The organism is Pseudomonas sp. 2822-15 (genome assembly GCF_002742515.1).
In the GTDB taxonomy this organism is placed as follows: Bacteria; Pseudomonadota; Gammaproteobacteria; order Pseudomonadales; family Pseudomonadaceae; genus Aquipseudomonas; species Aquipseudomonas salomonii.
The window spans coordinates 495,937-517,778 of record NZ_LJRY01000156.1 but is presented as its reverse complement, the minus strand read 5'-3'; the positions used below and the strand labels follow the sequence as shown (position 1 = coordinate 517,778).

Below are 21,842 nucleotides of genomic sequence, written 5' to 3'. Positions count from 1 at the left end.
CCCCGAGGCGCGATTATGTCCATCTACAACAAGCTTGACCTGACTGGCTGGAAACCCCGGCAACTGACGTCCCAGGAGGTGCGCTTTGCCACCTGGATCGCGTTTTTCGCCTGGGTGTTTGCGGTGTATGACTTCATCCTGTTCGGCACCTTGCTGCCGGAGATCGGCCGGCACTTTGGCTGGGGTGAAGTGGAGCAAGCTGAAATCGCAACGTGGGTGGCGGTGGGCACGGCGGTGGTCGCCTTTGCGATTGGCCCGGTTGTGGACAAGTTGGGCCGGCGCAAAGGCATTATTTTTACCGTGGCAGGTTCCGCACTGTGCTCGGCGCTCACCGCGATTGGCGGTGCGTGGGGCAAGTCGCCGCTGATTCTGATTCGTTCGCTGGGCGGTCTGGGCTATGCCGAGGAAACCGTCAACGCCACCTACCTGAGCGAGTTGTACGGCGCCTCGGAAGACCCACGACTGACCAAGCGCCGTGGGTTTATCTACAGCCTGGTGCAGGGCGGCTGGCCGGTGGGCGCGTTGATCGCGGCCGGGTTGACTGCGCTGTTGCTGCCGATTATCGGCTGGCAGGGGTGTTTCATCTTTGCAGCGATCCCGGCCGTTGTGATCGCGATCATGGCGCGCAAACTCAAGGAGAGCCCGCAGTTCCAGATCCACCAGCGCATCAGCGAGCTGCGTAAAAGCGGCGCGGTAAAAGAAGCGCAAAACGTTGCCGTGACCTACGGCGTCGACTACGACGAACACAGCAAGGCTGGCCTTAAAGCCGCCTTCCGTGGCCCGGCCCGGCGCGCCACGCTGGTGATCGGCGCCGCGTTGTTGCTCAACTGGGCAGCCATCCAGGTGTTCAGCGTGCTCGGCACCTCGGTGATCGTCAGCGTGCACCATATTTCGTTCGAGAACTCGCTGATCATCCTCGTGCTCTCCAACCTGGTGGGCTACTGCGGTTACCTGACCCACGGCTGGATGGGCGACAAGATCGGCCGCCGCAATGTTATCGGCCTGGGCTGGATGCTCGGCGGCCTGGCATTTGCCGGGATGCTGTTTGGCCCAAGCAATATGCCGATGGTGGTGGGGCTGTACAGCCTGGGCCTGTTCTTCCTGATCGGGCCGTACTCGGCGGCGTTGTTCTTTATCAGCGAGAGTTTCCCGACCAGCATCCGTGCCACCGGCGGCGCGATCATCCATGCCATGGGCCCGATTGGTGCAGTGGTCGCAGGGTTTGGCGCCACCCAGGTGTTGTCCGCCGGCAGTGATTGGCAGACCGCCGCGCTGTGGTTCGGCGCGCTGCCGTGCTTCTTGTCCGGTGCGCTGATGTTTGCCGCACGCCATGTGCGCCCGGAAACCGTTCAGTAAGGAGTGTCAGATGAGCCGTAAAGTTGCCTTGATTACCGGTGCCGCCAGCGGCATCGGCCAAGCCCTCGCCGTGGCGTATGCGCGCAGCGGCGTGGCGGTGGTCGGCGGGTATTTCCCGGCCGATCCCCATGACCCGAATACCACCGTGGCCCTGGTAAAAGAAGCCCGCGGTGAATGCCTGATGTTGCCGCTGGACGTGGGCAATAGCGCCTCGGTAGACGCCCTGGCCGAGGCCGCCGTGCAGCACTTCGGCCGTCTCGATTACGCCGTGGCCAACGCCGGCTTGCTGCGCCGTGCGCCATTGCTGGAGATGACCGATGAACTGTGGGACGAGATGCTCAATGTCGACCTGACGGGGGTGATGCGCACCTTTCGCGCGGCAAGCCGGCACATGAAAGAGGGCGGCGCGCTGGTGGCGATTTCATCGATTGCCGGCGGTGTGTATGGCTGGCAGGAACACAGCCATTACGCGGCGGCGAAGGCGGGTGTGCCGGGGTTGTGCCGTTCGCTGGCGGTGGAGTTGGCGGCGCTGGGGATTCGTTGCAATGCGGTGATTCCGGGGTTGATCGAGACGCCGCAGTCGCTGGATGCGAAGAACTCCTTGGGGCCGGAAGGCCTGGCCAAGGCCGCACGGGCGATTCCGTTGGGGCGGGTAGGGCGGATGAGGTGGCGTCGCTGGTGCAGTTTTTGACTAGCGAGGCGTCGAGCTATTTGACTGGCCAAAGCATCGTCATCGACGGTGGCTTGACCGTACGCTGGCCCGACTGACTGCATCCAATCCAAATGTGGGAGCTGGCTTGCCTGCGATAGCGGTGGATCAGTCAATACATGTGTTGCTGACCCACCGCTATCGCAGGCAAGCCAGCTCCCACAGGGGATGGTGTTCAACTGGAGGTTTTGCATGAATCAACTCACCCACCGTCGCGCCGTAATCACTGGCGCCGGCAGCGGCATCGGTGCCGCCATCGCCCGTGCCTACGCCGCTGAAGGCGCACGCCTGCTGCTGGCCGACCGTAACGCCGCCAGCCTCGCCGAAACCGCGATCACCTGCCGCAACCTTGGCGCCGAGGTGGTCGAGTGCCTGGCCGATGTGGGCAGCGTCGAAGGCGCCCAGGCCAGTGTCGACCGCTGCGTCGAGCACTTCGGCGGTATCGACATCCTGGTCAACAATGCCGGCATGCTCACCCAGGCACGCTGCGTCGACCTCTCCATCGAAATGTGGAACGACATGCTGCGCGTCGACCTCACCAGTGTGTTTGTCGCCAGTCAGCGCGCCCTGCCGCACATGCTCGCGCAGCGCTGGGGCCGCATCATTAATGTGGCCTCGCAACTGGGCATCAAGGGCGGCGCCGAGTTGACCCACTATGCCGCGGCCAAGGCCGGAGTGATCGGTTTCACCAAATCCCTGGCGCTGGAAGTGGCCAAGGACAACGTGCTGGTCAACGCCATCGCACCCGGCCCGATCGAGACGCCGTTGGTGGGCGGCATCAGCCAAGACTGGAAGCGCGCCAAAGCCGCCGAGTTGCCCCTGGGCCGCTTCGGCCTGGCCGATGAAGTGGCGCCGACCGCCGTGTTGCTGGCCAGCGAGCCGGGCGGCAACCTGTTTGTCGGCCAGACGCTTGGCCCGAACTCCGGCGATGTCATGCCATGAGTGAGGTGTAACCATGTGCGGACTCTGCGGCTTGCTCGGTGAAGACCTGCACTGGAGCGACCCTTTGGGCGATGAGCTGCCCAGGCGCCGCGAGCGCCTGCGCCGCATTACGGCGATCAATCAGGTGCTGGCGGTGTTCCGGCTCAAGGTCGAAGACTTCCAGGGTGCGTCCTACCTGTTGTTGGGCGCTACCGGCAAACAGGCGCTGGCGAGTGGCCTGGATCAACTCTGGCAGGCGGCGGAGACCATGCTAGGTCGCCCGTTAGACCCGCTTGACCCACGACTGCTCGATCATCTGGAGTCGTCATGAGCATTGCCCTTAATGTCATCACCGGCTTCCTCGGCAGTGGCAAAACCACGCTGCTCAAGCGTTTGCTGCAAGGCGAAAGCCTCGGTGATACCGCGCTGTTGATCAATGAATTCGGCGATATCGGCATCGACCATCTGTTGGTGGAAGAGGTCGCGCCAGACACCGTGCTGCTGCCCAGCGGCTGCGTGTGCTGCTCGATTCGCGGCGAGTTGAAAGACGCGCTGCTCGGCCTGTTGCAACGCCGTGAGCGCGGCGAGATCCCGGCGTTCAAACGCGTGATCCTGGAAACCACCGGGCTGGCCGACCCGGCGCCGATCCTCGCGACATTAAACAACGACGTGCAACTGCGTGGGCGTTTTCACATTGGCCTGGTGATCACCTTGGTCGATGCCAGCCACGCCGAACTGCAGGAGCGCCTGCACCCGGAATGGCTTGCCCAGGTGGCGGCGGCGGATCGTTTGCTGCTGAGCAAAACCGACCTGGCCGGTGATTGCACCGCGCTCCGTGCGCATTTGCAGGCGCTGAATGCCGGTACGCCGATCCTCGATACCCAGGCGGTTCACAGCGGCGACCAACTGTTGCTCGGCGAAGGTTTGCGCAGCGCCGAACCCGCGGCTGAAGTCAGCCGCTGGCAGCTGCATCGCACCACCACAGCGAGCCACGGTGCTGCCCAGGTATGCTGCCTGACGTTCGAGCAGCCGCTGGATTGGGTGGGCTTCGGGGTGTGGTTGTCGATGCTGTTAAGATGCCACGGCGAACGAATCCTTCGCGTCAAAGGACTGCTCAACGTGAACGCCAGCTCGGCCCCTATCGTCATTCATGGCGTGCAGCATTGCCTGCATGCTCCGGTGCATTTGCCTGCATGGCCAGGCACCGATCGCCAGTCACGCCTGGTGTTTATCCTGCGTGGCCTCGACCCGGCGCTGTTGCGACGCTCGTTTGAGGTGTTCTCACGGCGGTTTGCGGCATGATCACACTGCGTGTCCTTGGTACGTCCGTGACCTTGCTGGAATGCCTGCGCGTGCGCGCCGAACAGGAGCTGGGCATCCGCCTGGTGTACCAGGTACACGATGTAGCGCAGGCCCAGCGCATTGCGGTGATGCAACCCGAAAGTTACGACCTGTACGACCAGTGGTTCCACAACGTCGACTTCGTGTGGCCGGCGCGGGCGATCCAGCCCATCGACACACGGCGTATTGCGTTGTGGCATGAGATCAACGACCTGCCCAAGCGCGGCCGGCTGTCGGCCAGCGACCGCCTGGGCAGCGGCAGCGTGCCCAGTGAGCGCCTGTTCGTGCAGCACGACGGCAGCCTCGGCAGCACAGTGACCGAGCGCATCAGCATGCTGCCGCTGACCCACAATGCCGACAGTTTTGCCTACCGTCCCGAGCGTTTGCCCGACGGCTTCAGCCACGGCAATGAAAGCTGGGGCTGGCTGCTCGACCCGGCCTGGCGCGCGCGTACCGCGTTGCAAAGTGACGCGGCGATTGGCGCGCTGGATGCGGCGCTGGCCGTGCAGGGCGCGGGGCTGGCGCGGTTCAAGGACATCGGCAACATGAGCATCGAAGAGATCGATGTGCTGGCCGACATCCTGGTGCGCAAGCAGAAGGAAGGGCACTTCGCCGCGTTCTGGTCCGATGATGAAGAAGCCGCGCAGTTGATGCTCAGCCCGAGCATCGATATCCAGAGCCTGTGGTCGCCGACCTTGATGCGCCTGCACCGTGCGGGAGTGAAGTACCGCTTGGCGGTGCCGCGTGAAGGCTATCGCGCCTGGTTTGGCGGCGTGTCGTTGTCGCGTCATGCCCAGGGCCCGGTGCTGGATGCGGCGTATGCCTATCTCAATTGGTGGTTGTCCGGCTGGCCGGGCGCGATGATGGCCCGCCAGGGTTACTACATCGGCAACCCGGCGCGCACCCGCGACCATTTGAGCAGTGCCGAGTGGGATTACTGGTACGCCGGCCTGCCGGCCCGCGAGGAGTTGCTTGGCAGTGACGGGTTGCCGTTGATCGACATCGGTGAGGTGCGTGATGGCGGCTCCTACGAGCAACGCATGGGGCATATCGCGGTGTGGAACTCGGTGATGGATGAGCACAACTACCTGGTGCGCCGCTGGGGCGACTTTATGCGCGCCCGCAGCGTTTAAGCCGGATCGTTCCCACGCTCCGCGTGGGAATGCAGCCTCGGACGCGCCGCGTCCCACGCTTGACGCGCCTGTTCCGCCAATAAAATGGCGTTAAAGTCCCCATCCCAATTGGGTGTACTTATCCCAAGTCCCAGCTAATCTGCTTAAAACAACTATTCAATTTAAATGGATGTTTTTTTGACGTCAGATCAGCTTCGCCAGGGATGCGTATGACCAAGGGACCCAGCGGCACAGAGAGGCGAACGCAGCCGCAGGGGTCGGCCATGCGGTGGCGACACACGTTCCAGACCCGTATCGCCGGGGTGCTGGCGCTGTTGTTGCTGGTGGTGGTGGCGGCCACTTACTTTGCGGTCAAGGTTGCCACCACCCGCGCCGTGGAAAACCAGGCTCAGGTTCAGCTCAGCACGGGCATCCAAGTCTTTGAACGCCTGTTGGACCTGCGCGGGCGCCGCCTGCAATACGGGTTGGACTGGCTGACCGTGGACGGTCCTTTCAAACAAGCGGTGATCGACGCCAAGGCCGATTCGATTCTGGCGGCGTTGCGCCGGCATGGCACCGGGATCCACTCCACCGAGGTGTTTGTGCTTGGCCTGGATGGCAAGGTGATGGTCAGCACCTTGCCGGTGTTGGTACAGGGCGCGCTGTTTCCTTATGCACAGGCCCTGCGTCATGCGCGGCGCAGTGGCCAGCAAATGCTCATCGTCGCCATGGACGGCCAGCCCTATTTACTGGTGCAGGACCAAGTGCTCGACCCGCAGCCTATCGCCCGGGTGGTCATGGGCTTGCCCATGGACAAGCTGTTCGCCAATGAACTGCGCTCCATGAGCAACCTTGAAGTGTCGTTCCTCAGTGAGCAGGACGGCCGCGTCGGCCAGTTGTTCAGCACTCAGCCTGAGGCCTATCAAGACACGGTCATCAGCCTGATGCGCGACAGCCACCCCAACCCTGAAGCGCAGATCAATGGGTTCCACGGGCAGCGTGTACTGAGCCAGGTGCTGCCGCTGGCCAACACCGGCGATGGCGATCAAGTGCGCGTGTTGCTGCAAAGCCCGCTGGATCATGCGCTGGAGTCCTTTGCGCCGCTGGACCGGCAGTTCCTCGGCATCGCCCTGGCGGTGCTGCTGGTGTCGCTGGTGGCCGCATTGATTTTGGCGCGGCGTGTGTCGCGCCCGCTCACTGCCCTGGTGGAAGCCGCTGAACGCATTGGTGCCGGTGACTACCGCACGCCGGTGCGGGTGCGCAGCCACGATGAATTCGGCTTGCTGGCCCGCGCCTTCAACGCCATGCAAAGCGGCATCGCTGTGCGCGAACGGCAATTGGCGCATAACGCCCTGCATGATCCGCTCACCGGCTTGCCCAACCGCGCCCTGGCCATGGAGCGCCTGGGCAGTGCGATCAGTGCGCGGCGGCCGGTGGTGTTGCTGTACCTGGGGATCGAAAACTACCGGGTGATCAACGAAGGGTTCGGCCCTCAGGGCGTCGAAGCGATGCTGCGTGAGGCCAGCCGCTGCCTGTCCATGAGCCTGTTGGCCAGCGACACCGCGGCGCGCATCGCCGGCAGTGAGTTTTTGCTGTTGCTGGAAAACACCGAAATCGACCGCGCCGTCGCCCGAGCCGATCGCCTTTACGGGCTGCTCACTGAGCCACAGCGCATCGGCAATGACGAGGTGCGCCATGAAGTCAGCATCGGCATTGCCGCGTACCCCGCCGACGGCCAGCAGGTCGAAGAGTTGATCAGCCGTGCGGCCATTGCCCGGCATGATGCGGCGAGCCTGCCGGGGCATTTGCAGATCTACCAGCAAGACCGCGACCTTGCACACCAGCGCCAGATCACCCTGATCCGCGACCTGCGCCGGGCGGTGGTCGAGGGCGAATTGTTCCTGTGTTACCAGCCCAAGCTCGACCTCAAACACGGCCATGTGCGTCAGGCTGAAGCCTTGTTGCGCTGGCAGCACCCGACCCTGGGCCAGGTCTCGCCCACCGAATTCATTCCTTTGGCCGAGCGCACCGGCAGCATGGGCAGCCTGACCTTGTGGGCGATCGAGGAAGCCATCCGGCAAATGGCCGAGTGGTCGCAGCGCGGTTTGCCCATTCAGCTGTCGGTGAATATTTCGGTGGACGACCTGGCCGATGATGACTTGGCCGTTCGCGTCACGGCCTTGTTGATGCAATACGACGTGGCGGCTGAGCAGTTGATCTTCGAGATCACCGAAAGCGCGATCATGCATAACCCGCGACAGGCCCTCAGTGTGCTGGAACAACTGCGTGGCTGCGGCATCAGCCTGTCGGTGGATGACTTCGGCACCGGCTATTCATCGCTGGCGCAATTGCAGCGTTTGCCGGTGCAGGAATTGAAGATCGACCAGTCGTTTATTCGCAACCTCGACAGCGCCAGTGGCGACGGCGTGATCGTGCGTTCGACCATCGAAATGAGCCACAACCTGGGGCTCAGGGTGGTGGCTGAAGGGGTGGAATTCGAGCCCAGTCTGAAGTTGCTCAGGCAGTGGAAGTGCGACACGGCGCAGGGGTACCTGATCAGTCGGCCGTTGAATGCCATGGCGTTTGAGAGGTGGATGCGCCGCGAGCGGGTGGTGCTATGAGGCATTCCTGTGGGAGCTGGCTTGCCTGCGATAGCGGTGTGTCAGTCACCTGATGCATTAACTCAAAGACCGCATTCGCAGGCAGGCCAGCTCCCACATTGGAAATTCACAGGACACAAAAAAGGCGGCTACCCGTGAAGGTAGCCGCCTCTGTTTTACCGCCGGTTGAGCTTAATCCGGCAGTTTGAACGCCATCACATAGTCACCCTGCTTGGTGCCCAGCGAGCCGTGACCGCCGGCCATGACCAGCACGTACTGCTTGCCGTCCTTGCCGGTGTAGGTCATCGGTGTGGTCTGCGCGCCTGCTGGCAGGCGGCCTTCCCACAGTTGCTTGCCGTTTTTAACGTCATAGGCACGCAGGTACTGGTCGAGGGTGCCGCTGAGGAACGCGACGCCACCGGCGGTGGTGAACGTACCGCCCAGGCTAGGCACGCCCATGGTCAGCGGGATCGGAACCGGCGAGCTGTCGCGCACGGTGCCGTTCTTGTGCATCCAGAGTGTCTGGTGGTTGGTCAGATCGACCGCCGCCACATAACCCCACGCCGGTGCCTGGCACGGCAGGCCCAAAGGCGACAGCAGTGCTTCGAGGATCACGCCGTACGGCGCGCCTTTGTTCGGCTGCACGCCTTCGGTTTCGCTGACGCGTGGGCCTTGCTTGGCAATCTCGGCGGCCGGGATCAGTTTCGATTTGAACGCCATGTAGCTCGGGTTCACGAAAGCAATCTGACGCACCGGATCAACCGAGATGCCGCCCCAGTCGAACACGCCGAAGTTGCCCGGGTAAACGATCGAACCTTGCAACGATGGCGGGGTGAATGGGCCGTCGTAGCGCATGGATTTGAAATCGATACGGCACAGCATCTGGTCAAACGGCGTTACGCCCCACATGTCGCGTTCTTTCAACGGCGGCGGCATGAAGTTGAGGTCGGACTTCGGCTGGGTCGGCGAGGTGTGATCACCGGCCACTGCGCCTTGCGGTACAGGGATTTCGTTGATCGGCACCACCGGCTTGCCGTTGCTGCGGTCCAGCACGTAGATGCTGCCTTGCTTGGTCGAGGCCATGACTGCTTGCTTGACGCCGTCAGCGGTCTTGATGTCGATCAGCGAAGGCTGGCCGCCCACGTCCATGTCCCACAGGTCATGGTGAGTGAACTGGAAGGTCCACTTCACGTGGCCGCTGTCGATGTCCAGAGCGGTCAGGCCGGCGCTGTATTTTTCCGAATCTTCGGTACGGTCGCCGCCGTATTGGTCAGGCATCTGGTTGCCCATCGGCAGGTAGAGCATGCCGAGTTTTTCATCGACGCTGAACATGGACCACATGTTCGGCGAGTTGCGGGTGTAAGTCTTGCCCTCGGCCAACGGGGTGGTGTCGTCCGGGTTGCCGCTGTCCCAGTTCCACACCAGTTTGCCGGTGTGCACGTCGAACGCACGGATCACGCCGCTAGGCTCGTCGGTGGAGACGTTGTCGGTCACGTGACCGCCGATCACGACCAGGTTCTTGGTCACGGCCGGTGGCGAAGTGGAGTAGTAACCGCCGGGGGCGAAGCTGCCGATGTTGGCACGCAGGTCGACCTGGCCTTTATCACCGAAGTCTTCGCACATCTTGCCGGTGTCGGCGTCCAGCGCGATCAGACGGGTGTCGGCAGTCGGTACGAAAATGCGTTTCGGGCAGACGGCGCTGACAGGTGCAGTGCTGGCGCTGCCGGTCGGGCTTTGTTCGGAGGCGTAGACGGCGTCATCGTGATACGACACGCCACGGCAGGTCATGTGCGCCCAACCTTTGAAGTTCGCGGCACCCTGGCTGCTGATCTTCGGGTCGAAACGCCAGATTTCCTTGCCGGTGTCCGGGTCCAGGGCAATCACCTGGCTGTGCGGCGTGCACACATAGAGCATGCCGTTGACTTTCAGCGGGGTGTTTTCTGCGGTGGTTTCACCGGGATCGCCAGGGCCAGGGATGTCACCGGTACGGAAGGTCCACGCCGGCACCAGCTTGTGGGCGTTTTCCGGGGTGATCTGCGCCAATGGCGAGTAACGATCGCCGAAGGCCGAGCGGCCATAGGAGTTCCAGTCGCCATCGGCCTGGGTCGGTGCAGCGCTGGCCATGCCAGGCGCTGCGTCGCGGTCCAGTTGGCCGGTCTTGACCATCTCACCGGGGTTGGTGAATTGGCTGGCCAGGGCGGCAGCGCCCGCCAGCACCACGGCTACGCTCAGCGCGCTCGTGCCCAGTGGTGCGGGTTGACCACGCAGCAACGGACGGCGAAACCACGGCAGCAGCATGACGATGCCCAAGGCGAACAGCAGGGCCAGGCGCGGCACCAATTGCCACCAGTCCAGGCCGACTTCCCACAGTGCCCACACGGTACTGGCGAACAGCACCAGCGCGTACAGGCCCAACGCTGCGCTGCGGGTAGCCAGCAGCAGAAGGCCGGTCAGCGCCATGCCGATACCGGCCAGCAGGTAGTACAGCGACCCGCCGAGCATGCTCAGCTTGACGCCGCCAGCCAGCAAGGCCAGCCCCATGATCAGCAGCAAGACGCCTAGCAGCCTGGGCAGCAGGCGGCTTGGGCTTGAGGCACCATCAGTGCTCATAGTGTGTTTCTCCGTTACGTTGGAATTATGTAACCCCGTGCTTCACTGTAGATGACGATTCGGCGCGGGCTTGGTTCAGCGTTAATTTGAGTTTTTCTGGGGATAAGTCGGTTATCCACAGGCGGGCGATTGAATCCCACGCGCGGGTCGGTTTAAGACAGCGCTGTCTTTAAGGCAGGGGAAATTCGACAAGATGGGATCGACCGCAGGCGTGAAACGTTTCAGTTTGTTGCGGCAAGGATAAAGCGCCTTCTCGTTTTGAGAAAGCGTAATTAGAGAGATGCATCATTTCAGATCTGGTAACAGTGACAGAACGTCGCTGCAGGAATGCCTGTAGAGCCAAGCTTGTGTGGGAGCTGGCTTGCCTGCGATAGCATCACCGCAGTACCACTGGAAAACCGCGGTGCTGCTATCGCGGGCAAGCCCGGCTCCCACAGGAGCCGGTTGCCACAGGGGATTTGCGCTGCTGTTTAGAAGGTGGTGCGCACGCCGAATTGCACGCTTCTGCCCGGTGCCGGGGCGATATCGCGCAGGATCGAACTGGCATAACGCACGGTCTGGTTGGTGAGGTTTTCGCCATTGACGAATGCCAGCCACTGGCTGCCGCCCACATTGAAGTGGTAACCGGCGCTGGCGCCCAAGGTGGTGTAGCCGTCGGTGCCGCTTTCGTTATCCGGCACACGCCCTTGGCCCGCCGCGTGTTCCACGTCGATCCGCGCCTGCCAGCGGTCCAGCTCCCACAGCAAGCCGCTGTTCAAGCGCAGCGGCGCAATACGTGGCAAGGCTTCGCCCGTGTCCAGGTTGGTGGCGCGGGTGTAATCGCCCGACAGCTCCAGGGCGAACTTGCCGTAGGCGCCTTCGCCGAGTTTCCAGTGATCCTGGGCTTCAAAGCCGGCGAAACGTGCACGCACGCCGGAGTATTTGTATTGCGGGATACCGCCCGCGTCTTCTTCACCTTCATCGTTCAGCGTGCGGCCTGTGCCCAGCAAGCCGATGTAGTTGGAGAAGCGGCTATAGAACACGCCGAAACTGCCCTTGTGCGTGCCATTGTCAAAGCGCAGTGCCAGGTCGCTGGACACGGCTTTTTCTTTCTTGAGGTTGGCATCACCCAACTCGTAAGTGCCGGTGGCGACATGGGCACCGTTGGCATACAGCTCGTAGAAGGTTGGCGCGCGCTCGGTGTAGCCCAGTGTCGCGGCCAGCGACCACACCGGTGTGAGGCTGTACACCGCGCCGGACGACAGGCTGCCGGCGGTAAAGTCAGGGGATTTATCGGCACCGGCAAAGCGCGCATTGCCCTTGGCGTTCGGGTCGACATTAGTGTGTTCCACGCGCCCGCCCAGGCTGAGCTTGAGGCGTTCGGTGGCCTGCATCTCTTCGAGGATAAACAGCGCGCCGGCGTTGGTGTCGGTCTGCGGCACAAAGGCTTCTTCGCCCAGGGCCGAGAACTCATTGCGCGTCACTTGGGCGCCGACCACGCCATCGAACGGGCCGAGCGGTTGGTGGCGCGCTTCGACGCGGGCTTCATAGCCCTTGTTCTTGAAGGTCGTGCCGGTTTCGCCGCCTTCGATTTCACGGTGCTCGTAATCGGTGTAGCCCGCGTCGAGTTTCACCGAGGTAAACGGGCCTTGCAGGTTGCGGATCTCGGACGCAAAGGCGTAGTGATCCTGCTTCATGCGGATGCGTACGTCTTGTTCGGCGGGTGAGCCGTAGTTGCTGTCGTAGTTGCTGTAAGACAGCCCGGCATAACCGTCGTCCCAGGTGTAGGAACCGCCGACCGCGCCGCCATCCTGGCGCCCGTCGCTGTTGCCCAGCCGGCCATTTTTGCCGGGGCCGTCTTCGGTCTCGGGGGCATGGCGGCTGCGGGCCTGCCCGGGGATTTTGAGGTCGTTGAATTCCCGCGCATTTGCGTCCAGGTGCAAGGCGAAGGTGCCGTTGCCGGCTTCCAGTTTGCCCGCGCTGCTGCGGGTGGTGTCGGCGCCGCCGTAACGCAGTTCGCCGGCACCGTGGATGCCTTCAATCGCCTCGGTGGGAATGCGGTTGTCGAAGGTGTTGACCACACCGCCGATGGCGCTGCCGCCGTACAACAGCGCCGCCGGGCCACGTACGATTTCGATGCGGTCGACGTTGATCGGGTCCAGTGGCACGGCGTGGTCATAGGACAGCGACGAGGCATCCAGCGCGCCCACGCCGTTGCGCAGCACGCGAATACGGTCGCCATCCTGGCCACGAATGATCGGGCGGCTGGCGCCTGGGCCGAAGTACGACGACGACACGCCAGGCTGCTTGTTCAGGGTTTCGCCGAGGCTGCCTTTTTGCTGCAGGGTCAGGTCGTCGCCTTCGAGCACCGTGGTGGGCGAGGCGAGTTGTTCGCTGCCCAAGGGGTTGCCGGTAATGACTTGGGGTTGCAGTTCCAGGGCGTGGGCTTCGGAGCCGATCAACAGGGCGGCGGCAAGCGGGGTCAAGCGCCACAGAGAGGAGAGGGGCATCAAACATTCCTTGGTAAAGGCACAGAAAAGAGAAGGCTTAAAACGGTATCGGCTTTGATAAGTATCGTTACAATATAACATCTCTTTTTTGCCTGAAAAGGGGAACTTTTTCCCAGGGGCTATATTCAATGCAGTGCTTCCACCGCTACGCCCTGTCGGCTAAGGTGCGCGGCTGTGTTTCCTAATTTTGCAAAAGGCCTGGCATGACCGCGACAAGCAACGACCCACTTCACGGCGTGACCCTGCAGCACGTGCTCACCACGTTGGTGGAGCACTACGAATGGAGCGGTCTGGCCGAACGCATCGATGTGCGCTGTTTCAAGAGCGACCCCAGCATCAAGTCGAGCCTGACCTTCCTGCGCAAAACACCGTGGGCGCGGGAGAAGGTCGAAGGCTTGTACGTCAAGCTGATGCGTACCAAACGTCCGCTGGATTGAGGCCATGAAGCGGTACGTGGCCACGGCGGCGCTGGCCGGCTGGACAGGGCTGGCGATTCAGCAATACCTGATTTTCTATTCACGCTGGGAGGCCGGCGCGAGCCTGTTGGGCGGGCTGATCAACTTTTTCAGTTTCTTCACGGTGCTGACCAACACCCTGGTGGTCGTGGTGTTGAGCTATGCGCTGCTCAATCGCGAGTCGGCGGCAAAGCGCTTCTTCCTGGCACCCGCTGTCACTGGCGGTATTGCCGCGAGCATCGTCGTGGTGAGCCTGGCTTACAACCTGTTGCTGCGGCATTTGTGGAGCCCCACCGGCTTTCAATTTATCGCCGACGAATTGCTGCACGACGTGATGCCGGTACTGTTTGTGATCTATTGGTGGCGCTGTGTGCCCAAGGGCACGTTGCGTTTCAAGCACATTGGCGGGTGGGTGATCTACCCGTTGGTGTACTTCGCGTATGCGCTGCTGCGCGGGCATTTGCTGGGGCAGTATCAGTACCCGTTCATCGATGTGGACAGCCTCGGTTATCCACAGGTGTTTGTGAATGCCGGGGGGATTTTGGCGGGGTTTGTTGGGATTGCGTTGGCGGTGGTGGGGTTGGACAAAGTTCTTAAACGGGCAGCGTAAAAATGTGGGAGCTGGCTTGCCTGCGGCGACCCGACAAGCCAGCTCCCACATTGGATCTTCAGTGGGCTTGAGGGCATTACTCTTCTTCGCTGCCCTCGGCACGCCAGTAACCCACGGCCTTGAGGAACGCCTCATTGACCTGGTGCGTGTCCAGCAACACGCGGCGCACCTGGCGCGACAGCTTGGTTTCCGTCGCGACAAAGCTGAACAGTGAACCGCCCGGCAGGCTCAGGCTGCGCACAGTCTCAAGCAGGTCGTCCTGGCCGCGCACCACCCAAATCACCTCTACATCGGCGGCGCTGTTCAGTGGCTGCTGTTCGGCGCTATTGGCGATTTCAATCACCGCCAACACCTTGCGCCCGGCCGGTAATTCTTCCAGGCGACGGGCGATGGCCGGGATCGCGGTTTCATCACCGATCAGCAAGTAGCTGTCGAAGATGTCCGGCACGATCATCGAGCCACGCGGCCCACCGATGTACAGGTGCTGGCCGACCTGCACCTGATCGGCCCAGGTCGAGGCAGGGCCATCACCGTGCAGCACGAAGTCGATATCCAGTTCGCCAATGCTCAGGTCGTAGCGCCGTGGCGTGTAGTCGCGCATGGCCGGTTGCGGGCCGTCGCCCTTGATGTTGAACGTCGGGCTTTCCAGCGCGGCCTGCTCGGCGGCGTTTTGCGGGAACAGCAGCTTGATGTGGTCGTCACTGCCCAGGCTGATAAAACCTGCCAGTTCCGGCCCGCCCAAGGTGACGCGACGCATGCGTGGGGTGATGTCGACCACCCGCAGTACTTCGAGGCGGCGGCGTTTGATTTCGTGGGTAACGCGATGGATAGCTTGAGTATTCATTGGTCTTTCCCGTCGGCGATGGCTTGGGCGGTGCCGTTGAGCAGCGCCGCGACACGAACGATTTCTTCCGGGCTCCAGCGCCCGTGGTGCGAATGCAAGGCGTGGCGCAGGTTATGCACCGCTTCGTGGATTTCCGGTGGGCGGTCATGGCCACGCAGCGAGCGCTTGCTGACATCAATGCGCATGCGCACGCCTTCCAGGGCAACGGCTTGCTCGCTTAAGAAGAGACGACCGGCGTCGGTGATTGTGTAGCGTTTTTTTCCACTCTCGGCGTCGCCGCTGATCAACTCGCTTTCTTCCAGAAAGGTCAGCGTGGGGTAGATCACACCGGGGCTGGGGCTGTAGGCGCCGTCGAACAGGCTTTCGATCTGGCGGATCAGGTCATAGCCATGGCAGGGCTGTTCGGCGATCAAGGCCGGTAGCAGCAGCTTCAGGTCGCCAGGGGCAAATACCCGAGGGCCGCGGCCACCGCGTTTTTCAAATTCGCTGCGATGCTCGTGTCGCATTTTTCTATCCTCTTTCACATTTAGATATAACTTAAGATATATCTTGAGGCGGCGAAAGCACGCGGCGACCAACGGTCGCCCCTGGTCCGTGTGTGAAGAGGTGGCTGCCCAAAATCGGATAGGTTGTATAGACGATTCATAAGTTTAGAGTTATAACTTTAATTAGGTTAACTACTCGGTTTTGCCGTGTACGCCTTAATTTTCCGGCAGTATAACTTCGTGTAGCCTGATTCTTACGGCCCATTCCTTAGTTGGATTTTTAATCACGTAGTCCTTCTCCTACGGTAACTTTTAAAGTTTTGGCAAAATGCCATCTTTTTCCCGCGACCCCTGTTTCCTGTGGCTACGAAGCTAGGCGAAGCAGCCTGCATACCGGTTGTTTAGTTAAGTTGATCATTGTTTTGCGTTGTTGGCTCAACCCGCTTACTGCGCTCTATTCGTTGTCGAGTATTTGCTCGGCAATGAATCAATCAATGTTGCTAACTACAGGTAAATGCCATGTTCAAGAAGTTTGCTGTTGCCGTTCCCCTGGCTGTTCTGGCGCTGTCTTCCTCGGTTGCAGCTTTTGCTGCCGGGGAAGCCAGCCACACCGTCAACCTCAAGGCAAACATCCCGACCACCGTGTTCCACGCCCAGCCGCGTGACCCGAACTGGGGCCGTGACGAAACCATGAGCTACAACCTGGTCAGCGGTGAGCTGGCGCCCCTGAGTGCCATCTACGACATCAAGAACACCAACGGCTCGGTCCACGCCTACATCGAAGGCGGCCCGGCCGTACTGTTCAACGGTGATGCTGCGCAGAACATCCCGCTGACCACCACCCTCAATGGCGTGACGCTCACCGGCGCACCGCAGGAAGTGGTCAACGAGGCCGACTCCACCCCAGGTATCGGCGCCGTGATGCGCATCAGCGCGGCCAAGCCTTCGGCGACCCAGCGTGGTTCCTACACCGCCGTAATGCCGGTGGTATTCGACGCAGTATTGCCAACGCTTTGATGCCAAAAAATACCCGATAACCCCGGGCGTTTGTTTTCAGGTCGGCTGATTTCCCTCCTCGGTCTGCCGGCCTGGTTTTCCTTCCCCGTTTTTTGGCATTCAGAGTGTTCCGTTCATGTTCCCGATGACGCCTATCGCGGCTGCGCTTGCGCTGTCGATGTGTACGAGTGCCCTGGCTGCGCCTGCCTTTTCCGGCGCTTCCACCCCCGGCAGCCTGATTACCCAGGCGCAAGGGCTGCCTGCTGGGTTTACCGATCACTTTTTCGACGTGCCGTTGGCGGTGCGCGTGGACCTTGACCAGCAATTGCTGGGCGAGGCGCTGATTGTTTTGTCTCGCGATGATCGTGTCACCTTGCTTGAATTTACCGACACCGCTGACAGTAAAGTCCCGGCCGCCACCCGAGACACCTGGCAAGCGCTGCTGGAAAAAGGCGTGGCGTTGGGCGCTTGCACCCAGTCCTGCCCCGAAAAAATGCTCTCGGCCCACTACAACCTGGAAAGCTCCCAGCTGTCGATCCTCACGCAAGACGTTGAACTGAGCAGTGGCATCCCGCGTTTTTATGAGCAGCCTGAAGGTGGCAGCCTTGGGTTGATCATCAACAACCAGCTCAACCTCAACGGCGGCCAGGCGGACAGCCTCGGCGGACGTTATGGCTTGCAAGCCAGCTCCAGCCTGGGCAATTGGAGCCAGGTGTTCAACCTGCAGCTGGCGCGCCAGAGCGGCGATGACGAGCCTATGCGCCATGCGATCCACGAGCTGTACACCCAGCGTGAACTCGAAGGGCAGTTTTTTCGCCTGGGCCACTTCCCCCCCAATCCCGATGGCCTGACCCGCCAGTTGCGCAGCTTCGGCGCCAGCCCCGACACCGCGTTGGGCCTGATGTATGGCAGCTCCGACAGCCTGGCCATCAATAACGCCAAGCCCAGCGTGTACCCGATCTATGTCACCGCCAACCGCCAGGCAGCGGTGGAGATTTACCGCAACGGCCTGTTGATCAATACCCAGGCGGTTTCCGCCGGCCTGCAAACCCTCGACACCCGGCCCTTGCCCGGCGGTATTTATGAAGTGGAAGTGCGCCTGGTGGAAGACGGCCTCACCACCAGCACCACCCAGGAGCTGGTCTACAAACCCAGCAACTGGCGCAACGCCGAAGACCGCTGGCGCTATAACGTGTTCGCCGGGCGCGAAACCAGGTTGTTCAGTAACTGGGACGAACAAGCCTCCGGCGCGATGACCGCCGGTGCGTCGCTCAACTACCTGGCGCACCCTCGGGTGATTCTCGGCCTGTCGGCCCGTCAGGTCCGCGAACAACTCCAATATGGCGGCTCGGCGGACTGGACGGTGGCCAACAACACCAGCGTGTACGCCAACCTCTACCAGACCCAGGAACACGGCACCGGCATGGACCTGCAAGGGCTGTATACCTTGGGGGCGACCAATCTGGTGTTCAGCCATAACCGCAGTTGGCTGGATACCCGCGACACCTACGAGACCCTGCCTGACGGCACACGCCTGCGGCGTAACACCTTCGTCGGCGAGGCCAGCAACACGGCGTTGTCGGTCAACCACCGGCTGGATGCGAAAAACACCCTGAACATGCGCCTGTCCCACAGCGAAGGCAATGTGGAGGGTACCGGCATCGACCTGGGTTGGAGCCGTCACGACAACCTGTTCGGCAGTGACGCCAACTGGCGCTTCTCGGTGTTCGACCGGCCCGGCAGCGCCGGTACCAACGACGCCCGCAACCGCGGCGTAGACGTGAGCGTCAGCGTCAACCTGGGCACCGAAGGCCGACAGATCTCCGGCAGCATCGGCACCCGTACTGCTCGGGATGGCGGGCGCGACAACAACGCTTCGGTGACTTTGCGTCAGGACCTCACCGATCATTTGCTGCAAAGCGTCTCGGCCACGGCGATCACCGACACCTATGGCGTCGGCCTGTCGGGCATGGCCAGCTTCAATACGGACGCAGTCAGCGGTGACGGCTTCGTGCAACGCAGCTCGTTCAATGGCGACCTGAGCGGCGGCTTGAACCTCAACAGCACCTTCGTTGCCGGCGCCGGCCAGATGCTGCTGAGCAGCCAATATCAGGGCAACGGTGCGGGCATGATCATCGACGTGGAAACCGACCTCGACGAAATCGCCCTGCGCGCTGATGACCTCGGCGGCGGCGGAGCGCTCCTGCGGCCGGGGCGCAACTACGTGCCGGTCTCGGCTTACAAGAGCAGCAGCGTGAGCTTCGACTTCGAAGGCAATCACCCGCCTGCGGCGAGTATTCAACCGGCCCGCGCCAGTTATCACCTGAACAAGGGCGGCGTCGACTACCAAAAAATCACCGTGATGAAAACCGTCAGTGTGCTCGGCCGCTTGCTGGACGAACACGGCGCGCCGCTTAGGGGCCATCACGTGATCAACCACGCCAGCCGCGGGGTCAGCGAAGTGGACGGGTTCTTCTCGATGGAAATGAGCGCCAGCTCACCGACCTTGCAAGTGCGCTACCAGAACCAGTTGCTCTGCCAGTTCCGTCTGGACCCAGCCGATGCGCCAAGCGAAAGCGATGTGCTGATGATCGGCGATTTGCGCTGCACCAAGGACACGCTCGCAGAAGCGGCCCACACCCCCCAAACCGCTGGTTGATGGCATGGACAGGATTGTATGACCTTGATTAACGCAACTGTAAAAGGCTTGGGGCTGTGTGCATTGGCACTGGCGCTGGGCGGCATGAGCCTGTCGGCGCACGCCTTCGTCGAGGAGATCACGGCAGTGTTTCGCCCCGACCCTACAAACCCGATGAGCAACAAGTTCAAGAACACTACGCCGCAAAGTGGCTTGTGCCCGTGGCATGTGCCGGCCAAGTGCGAAGCGCTGAATATCTTCAGTATTCGTAACAACAACTTCCAGGCCGCGTCGAACGGTCCGGTCCCGGCGAACCCCGATAACCCGCGCCAGGGCGCTTATTTCAAGATGCCTTCGAGCTGGCGAGATGTGCCCGTGACCCACACAGAAACCGGGGAACAGGCGACAGTCCAGATGCGTATCGCGGGTATCGGCGCCAATTGGCAGGTGGCCTACCCACCGGGCGTTTCGGCCTGGGGCAAGCCGGGGCAGGACTGGGCAACACCCTGGAGGAACGGAGCACCACCGTGTCAGCCGATCAACTACCTCGCGGCGGGGAACACGTTTGCCCTGTTTTTCTGGATCGTGCCCGAAAACGCCGGGGCGTGCAGTGTGACGGCGGGTATGCACATACCCTTCATGAAATACCACCACCTGGAATATGGCTACGAGCTCAAAACCCCCAACCCGCTGACCATGACGGCCGGCGAGTACCGAGGCACCCTGAGTTACACCATGGGGCCGGGGGCTGACTTCGATTTCGGCGACATCATGATCCCCGATGACAACATCGCCACCTTCAACTTCACCTTGCAAGTCGAACACATCCTCACGGTGACCCTTCCACCCGGCGGCAACCGTGTTGAGCTATTGCCCGAAGGCGGCTGGCAGGCCTGGCTCAATCGTGGGCGCCAGCCTTCACGTTTGTTCCGCGACCAGACCTTCAACATCTTCGCCAGTGGGCGTTTCAAGATGAAGCTCGAATGTGGTTTGGCGATTGGCAACACCTGCGGCTTGCGCAATGGCGCGGGGGATGAAGTGCCGTTGCAGGTGGCCGTCAGCCTGCCCTTTGGTTTGAACGACCAATACGGCCAGGCGGTAAACAAGTTGCCCCTGCGGCTGGACGGCTCGGGTACCGAGCTGTTCCAGGCCCAGCACTACGTGAACAACCGCCCCGGCACCCTGCATTTTGAGGTCGAGCGAGAGGATGTGAAAAGCATGCTCGAGCAGCCGGGCAGCACTTATTCGGGCCTGGTCACGGTGATCTGGGATTCGGAAGTCTAGGTGGCATCCGCCGCTCATGAACAGTGGGCGACGTTCAATTATCAAGGCGTAATCAAACATGAAACATGCAGTGTTATCGATGGGGCTGTGGCTGGTGTCGTTGGCGGTTTATGCGGGGCCGGCAATCAATGTCGGCGTGGTCTACGACTACCTCGAAGGCGATCGCAGTTCCTACCTCAAGCGCGTGTACAACGGCGGCACCAGCACCGCCTTCATCAAGGTCAACGTGTTGGAGATCGTCTACAACGCTGACGGCACCTCCAGGGAAGTGCCCGTTGCGTCGATGACCGACGCCAAAGGCAGCACCACCAACCGCGACGGCCTGATGGCCAGCCCCGCACGCCTGATCGTGCCGGCCGGCGGGCGCCAGGGCACGCGCTTGCTGTATATGGGCCAGCGCGACCGCGAGCGCTATTTCCGCGTGCGTTTCATTCCGGTGGTGCCGGAAAAGGAAGATGACTTTGCCGTTACCGATCAAGAACGTGCCGAGTACAAGGACGCACTGGCGGCCGGGGTCAACGTCATGGCCGGCTACGGCACGGTGTTTTTCGTGCGCCCGCAAGACACCCGCTTCGACACGCAGATCAACGAGACCGCCAGCCAATACACCCTGCGCAATGCGGGCAACAGCGTGGTGGTGCTTGATGAGTTCCGCGACTGTGCAGTGGCGAAAAAAACCGACTGTGAAGCCACCACCAAGCACCACATCCTGCCCGGTCGCCAACTGGTGTTCGAGAAAAAGCCCGAACGCCAATTCAGCTTCCAGATGATCGAGGGCCGTAGCAAAAAACCGATGACGGTCAACAGTAACGGGTGATGACTATGTTCAAGCAACTGACGGTACTGGCGGTACTGATGGCGCCCTTGCTGGTGGGCGATCGCGCGCAGGCGTTCCAGGAACGCCAAAGCTTTGATGTGTCGGTCAGCATCCCGATCCATGAAGCCTATGTGCTGCCCTCCGAACCTGATTGGATGGGCCACGACCAAGTGCTGGCCTGGGACCTGGCGACGGCTCGGCTGGGCCGCCTGCGCAAGAACTTCGATGTGAAAAACATCAATGGCGGCGTGGCGGCGCGCCTGGGTGACACGCCCTACCTGTTGAGTGGCCGCAACCGCATCGATTTGCAGGTGCTGTTCAACCGAGTGCCGCTGACCCTTGATTCAACCCTGGTGATCAGCGCCGATGAAGCCCGCTCGGGCCGTCGCGCCGAACTGGAAATCACCGCCGTTGAACCGGAAGACGGCTACAAGGGCGGCGAGTATTACGGCACGGTGCACCTGCTGTTTGATTTTCCGGCGCCTTGAGGCATGCCCTTTGCCGTCCGCGAAATCGGCGGCACAGGCGAAATACAAGGTGTCTGACCCAGCGCTTTCTCAGCCTCGCTAAAGCTC

General features: G+C 61.7%; 17 protein-coding genes and 1 pseudogene. 14 read left to right on the top strand and 4 right to left on the bottom strand.

Going from position 1 to position 21,842, the window contains the following annotated elements; translation table 11 throughout:
• Positions 1-15: 15 nt before the first annotated feature.
• The 7 genes and pseudogenes from AOA59_RS04140 (at position 16) to AOA59_RS04110 (ending at position 8,060) form a co-directional block, all read left to right on the top strand.
• Positions 16-1,356, top strand: a complete 1,341-nt coding sequence (locus AOA59_RS04140) for an MFS transporter (RefSeq protein ID WP_065912690.1) — start codon at positions 16-18, stop codon at positions 1,354-1,356.
• 10 nt (positions 1,357-1,366) lie between these two features.
• Positions 1,367-2,124: pseudogene (locus AOA59_RS04135) on the top strand (SDR family NAD(P)-dependent oxidoreductase).
• Between the two features lie 133 nt (positions 2,125-2,257).
• Entirely contained in the window at positions 2,258-3,007 is a 750-nt protein-coding gene (locus AOA59_RS04130) for an SDR family NAD(P)-dependent oxidoreductase (protein WP_099486057.1), read from the top strand.
• Between the two features lie 13 nt (positions 3,008-3,020).
• A complete protein-coding gene (locus AOA59_RS04125; protein WP_099486055.1) occupies positions 3,021-3,317 on the top strand; it encodes a hypothetical protein in 297 nt (98 codons plus the stop codon).
• A complete protein-coding gene (locus AOA59_RS04120) occupies positions 3,314-4,288 on the top strand; it encodes a GTP-binding protein (protein ID WP_099486053.1) in 975 nt (324 codons plus the stop codon). Before AOA59_RS04125 ends, AOA59_RS04120 begins: the two co-directional genes overlap by 4 nt.
• Positions 4,285-5,460, top strand: coding sequence for a PotD/PotF family extracellular solute-binding protein (locus tag AOA59_RS04115; RefSeq protein ID WP_099486051.1), 1,176 nt, complete (start codon positions 4,285-4,287; stop codon positions 5,458-5,460). The genes AOA59_RS04120 and AOA59_RS04115 overlap by 4 nt, the downstream gene beginning before the upstream one ends.
• Before the next feature lie 263 nt (positions 5,461-5,723).
• On the top strand, positions 5,724-8,060 hold the full coding sequence (locus AOA59_RS04110) for a bifunctional diguanylate cyclase/phosphodiesterase (protein ID WP_099486049.1): 2,337 nt from the start codon (positions 5,724-5,726) through the stop codon (positions 8,058-8,060).
• Between the two features lie 171 nt (positions 8,061-8,231).
• Here AOA59_RS04110 and AOA59_RS04105 read toward each other — a convergent pair whose 3' ends face one another.
• Both AOA59_RS04105 and AOA59_RS04100 read right to left on the bottom strand, forming a co-directional pair.
• Positions 8,232-10,649, bottom strand: coding sequence for a glucose/quinate/shikimate family membrane-bound PQQ-dependent dehydrogenase (locus tag AOA59_RS04105; RefSeq protein ID WP_099486047.1), 2,418 nt, complete (start codon positions 10,647-10,649; stop codon positions 8,232-8,234).
• Between the two features lie 470 nt (positions 10,650-11,119).
• Positions 11,120-13,138 carry a TonB-dependent receptor gene (locus tag AOA59_RS04100; RefSeq protein WP_099486045.1) on the bottom strand — a complete coding sequence of 673 codons (2,019 nt, stop codon included), beginning with the start codon at positions 13,136-13,138 and terminating at the stop codon, positions 11,120-11,122.
• A gap of 203 nt (positions 13,139-13,341) precedes the next feature.
• Here AOA59_RS04100 and AOA59_RS04095 point away from each other — a divergent pair, with 203 nt between their 5' ends.
• Together AOA59_RS04095 and AOA59_RS04090 are read left to right on the top strand one after the other, a co-directional pair.
• Complete coding sequence (locus AOA59_RS04095) at positions 13,342-13,575, top strand: VF530 family DNA-binding protein (protein WP_010212838.1); 234 nt, start codon at positions 13,342-13,344, stop codon at positions 13,573-13,575.
• Between the two features lie 4 nt (positions 13,576-13,579).
• Positions 13,580-14,203 carry a Pr6Pr family membrane protein gene (locus tag AOA59_RS04090; protein WP_099486044.1) on the top strand — a complete coding sequence of 208 codons (624 nt, stop codon included), beginning with the start codon at positions 13,580-13,582 and terminating at the stop codon, positions 14,201-14,203.
• 76 nt (positions 14,204-14,279) lie between these two features.
• On the opposite strand, the gene AOA59_RS04085 is transcribed toward AOA59_RS04090, so the two are convergent.
• Entirely contained in the window at positions 14,280-15,047 is a 768-nt protein-coding gene (locus tag AOA59_RS04085; RefSeq protein ID WP_099486042.1) for a siderophore-interacting protein, read from the bottom strand.
• Entirely contained in the window at positions 15,044-15,553 is a 510-nt protein-coding gene (locus tag AOA59_RS04080) for a PadR family transcriptional regulator (RefSeq protein ID WP_065912706.1), read from the bottom strand. The genes AOA59_RS04085 and AOA59_RS04080 overlap by 4 nt, the downstream gene beginning before the upstream one ends.
• 498 nt (positions 15,554-16,051) lie before the next feature.
• Between AOA59_RS04080 and AOA59_RS04075 the strand changes: the two genes are divergently transcribed.
• From AOA59_RS04075 to AOA59_RS04055, 5 genes are all read left to right on the top strand, one after another.
• Complete coding sequence (locus AOA59_RS04075; RefSeq protein ID WP_065912708.1) at positions 16,052-16,549, top strand: CS1 type fimbrial major subunit; 498 nt, start codon at positions 16,052-16,054, stop codon at positions 16,547-16,549.
• A gap of 115 nt (positions 16,550-16,664) precedes the next feature.
• Positions 16,665-19,187 carry a TcfC E-set like domain-containing protein gene (locus tag AOA59_RS04070; RefSeq protein WP_099486040.1) on the top strand — a complete coding sequence of 841 codons (2,523 nt, stop codon included), beginning with the start codon at positions 16,665-16,667 and terminating at the stop codon, positions 19,185-19,187.
• An 18-nt stretch (positions 19,188-19,205) separates the two neighbouring features.
• Positions 19,206-20,450, top strand: coding sequence for a hypothetical protein (locus AOA59_RS04065; protein ID WP_065928871.1), 1,245 nt, complete (start codon positions 19,206-19,208; stop codon positions 20,448-20,450).
• Between the two features lie 58 nt (positions 20,451-20,508).
• Positions 20,509-21,267 carry a pilus assembly protein gene (locus AOA59_RS04060; RefSeq protein ID WP_065928872.1) on the top strand — a complete coding sequence of 253 codons (759 nt, stop codon included), beginning with the start codon at positions 20,509-20,511 and terminating at the stop codon, positions 21,265-21,267.
• Positions 21,268-21,272: 5 nt separating this feature from the next.
• Complete coding sequence (locus AOA59_RS04055; RefSeq protein WP_099486038.1) at positions 21,273-21,755, top strand: CS1 type fimbrial major subunit; 483 nt, start codon at positions 21,273-21,275, stop codon at positions 21,753-21,755.
• Positions 21,756-21,842: the final 87 nt, after the last annotated feature.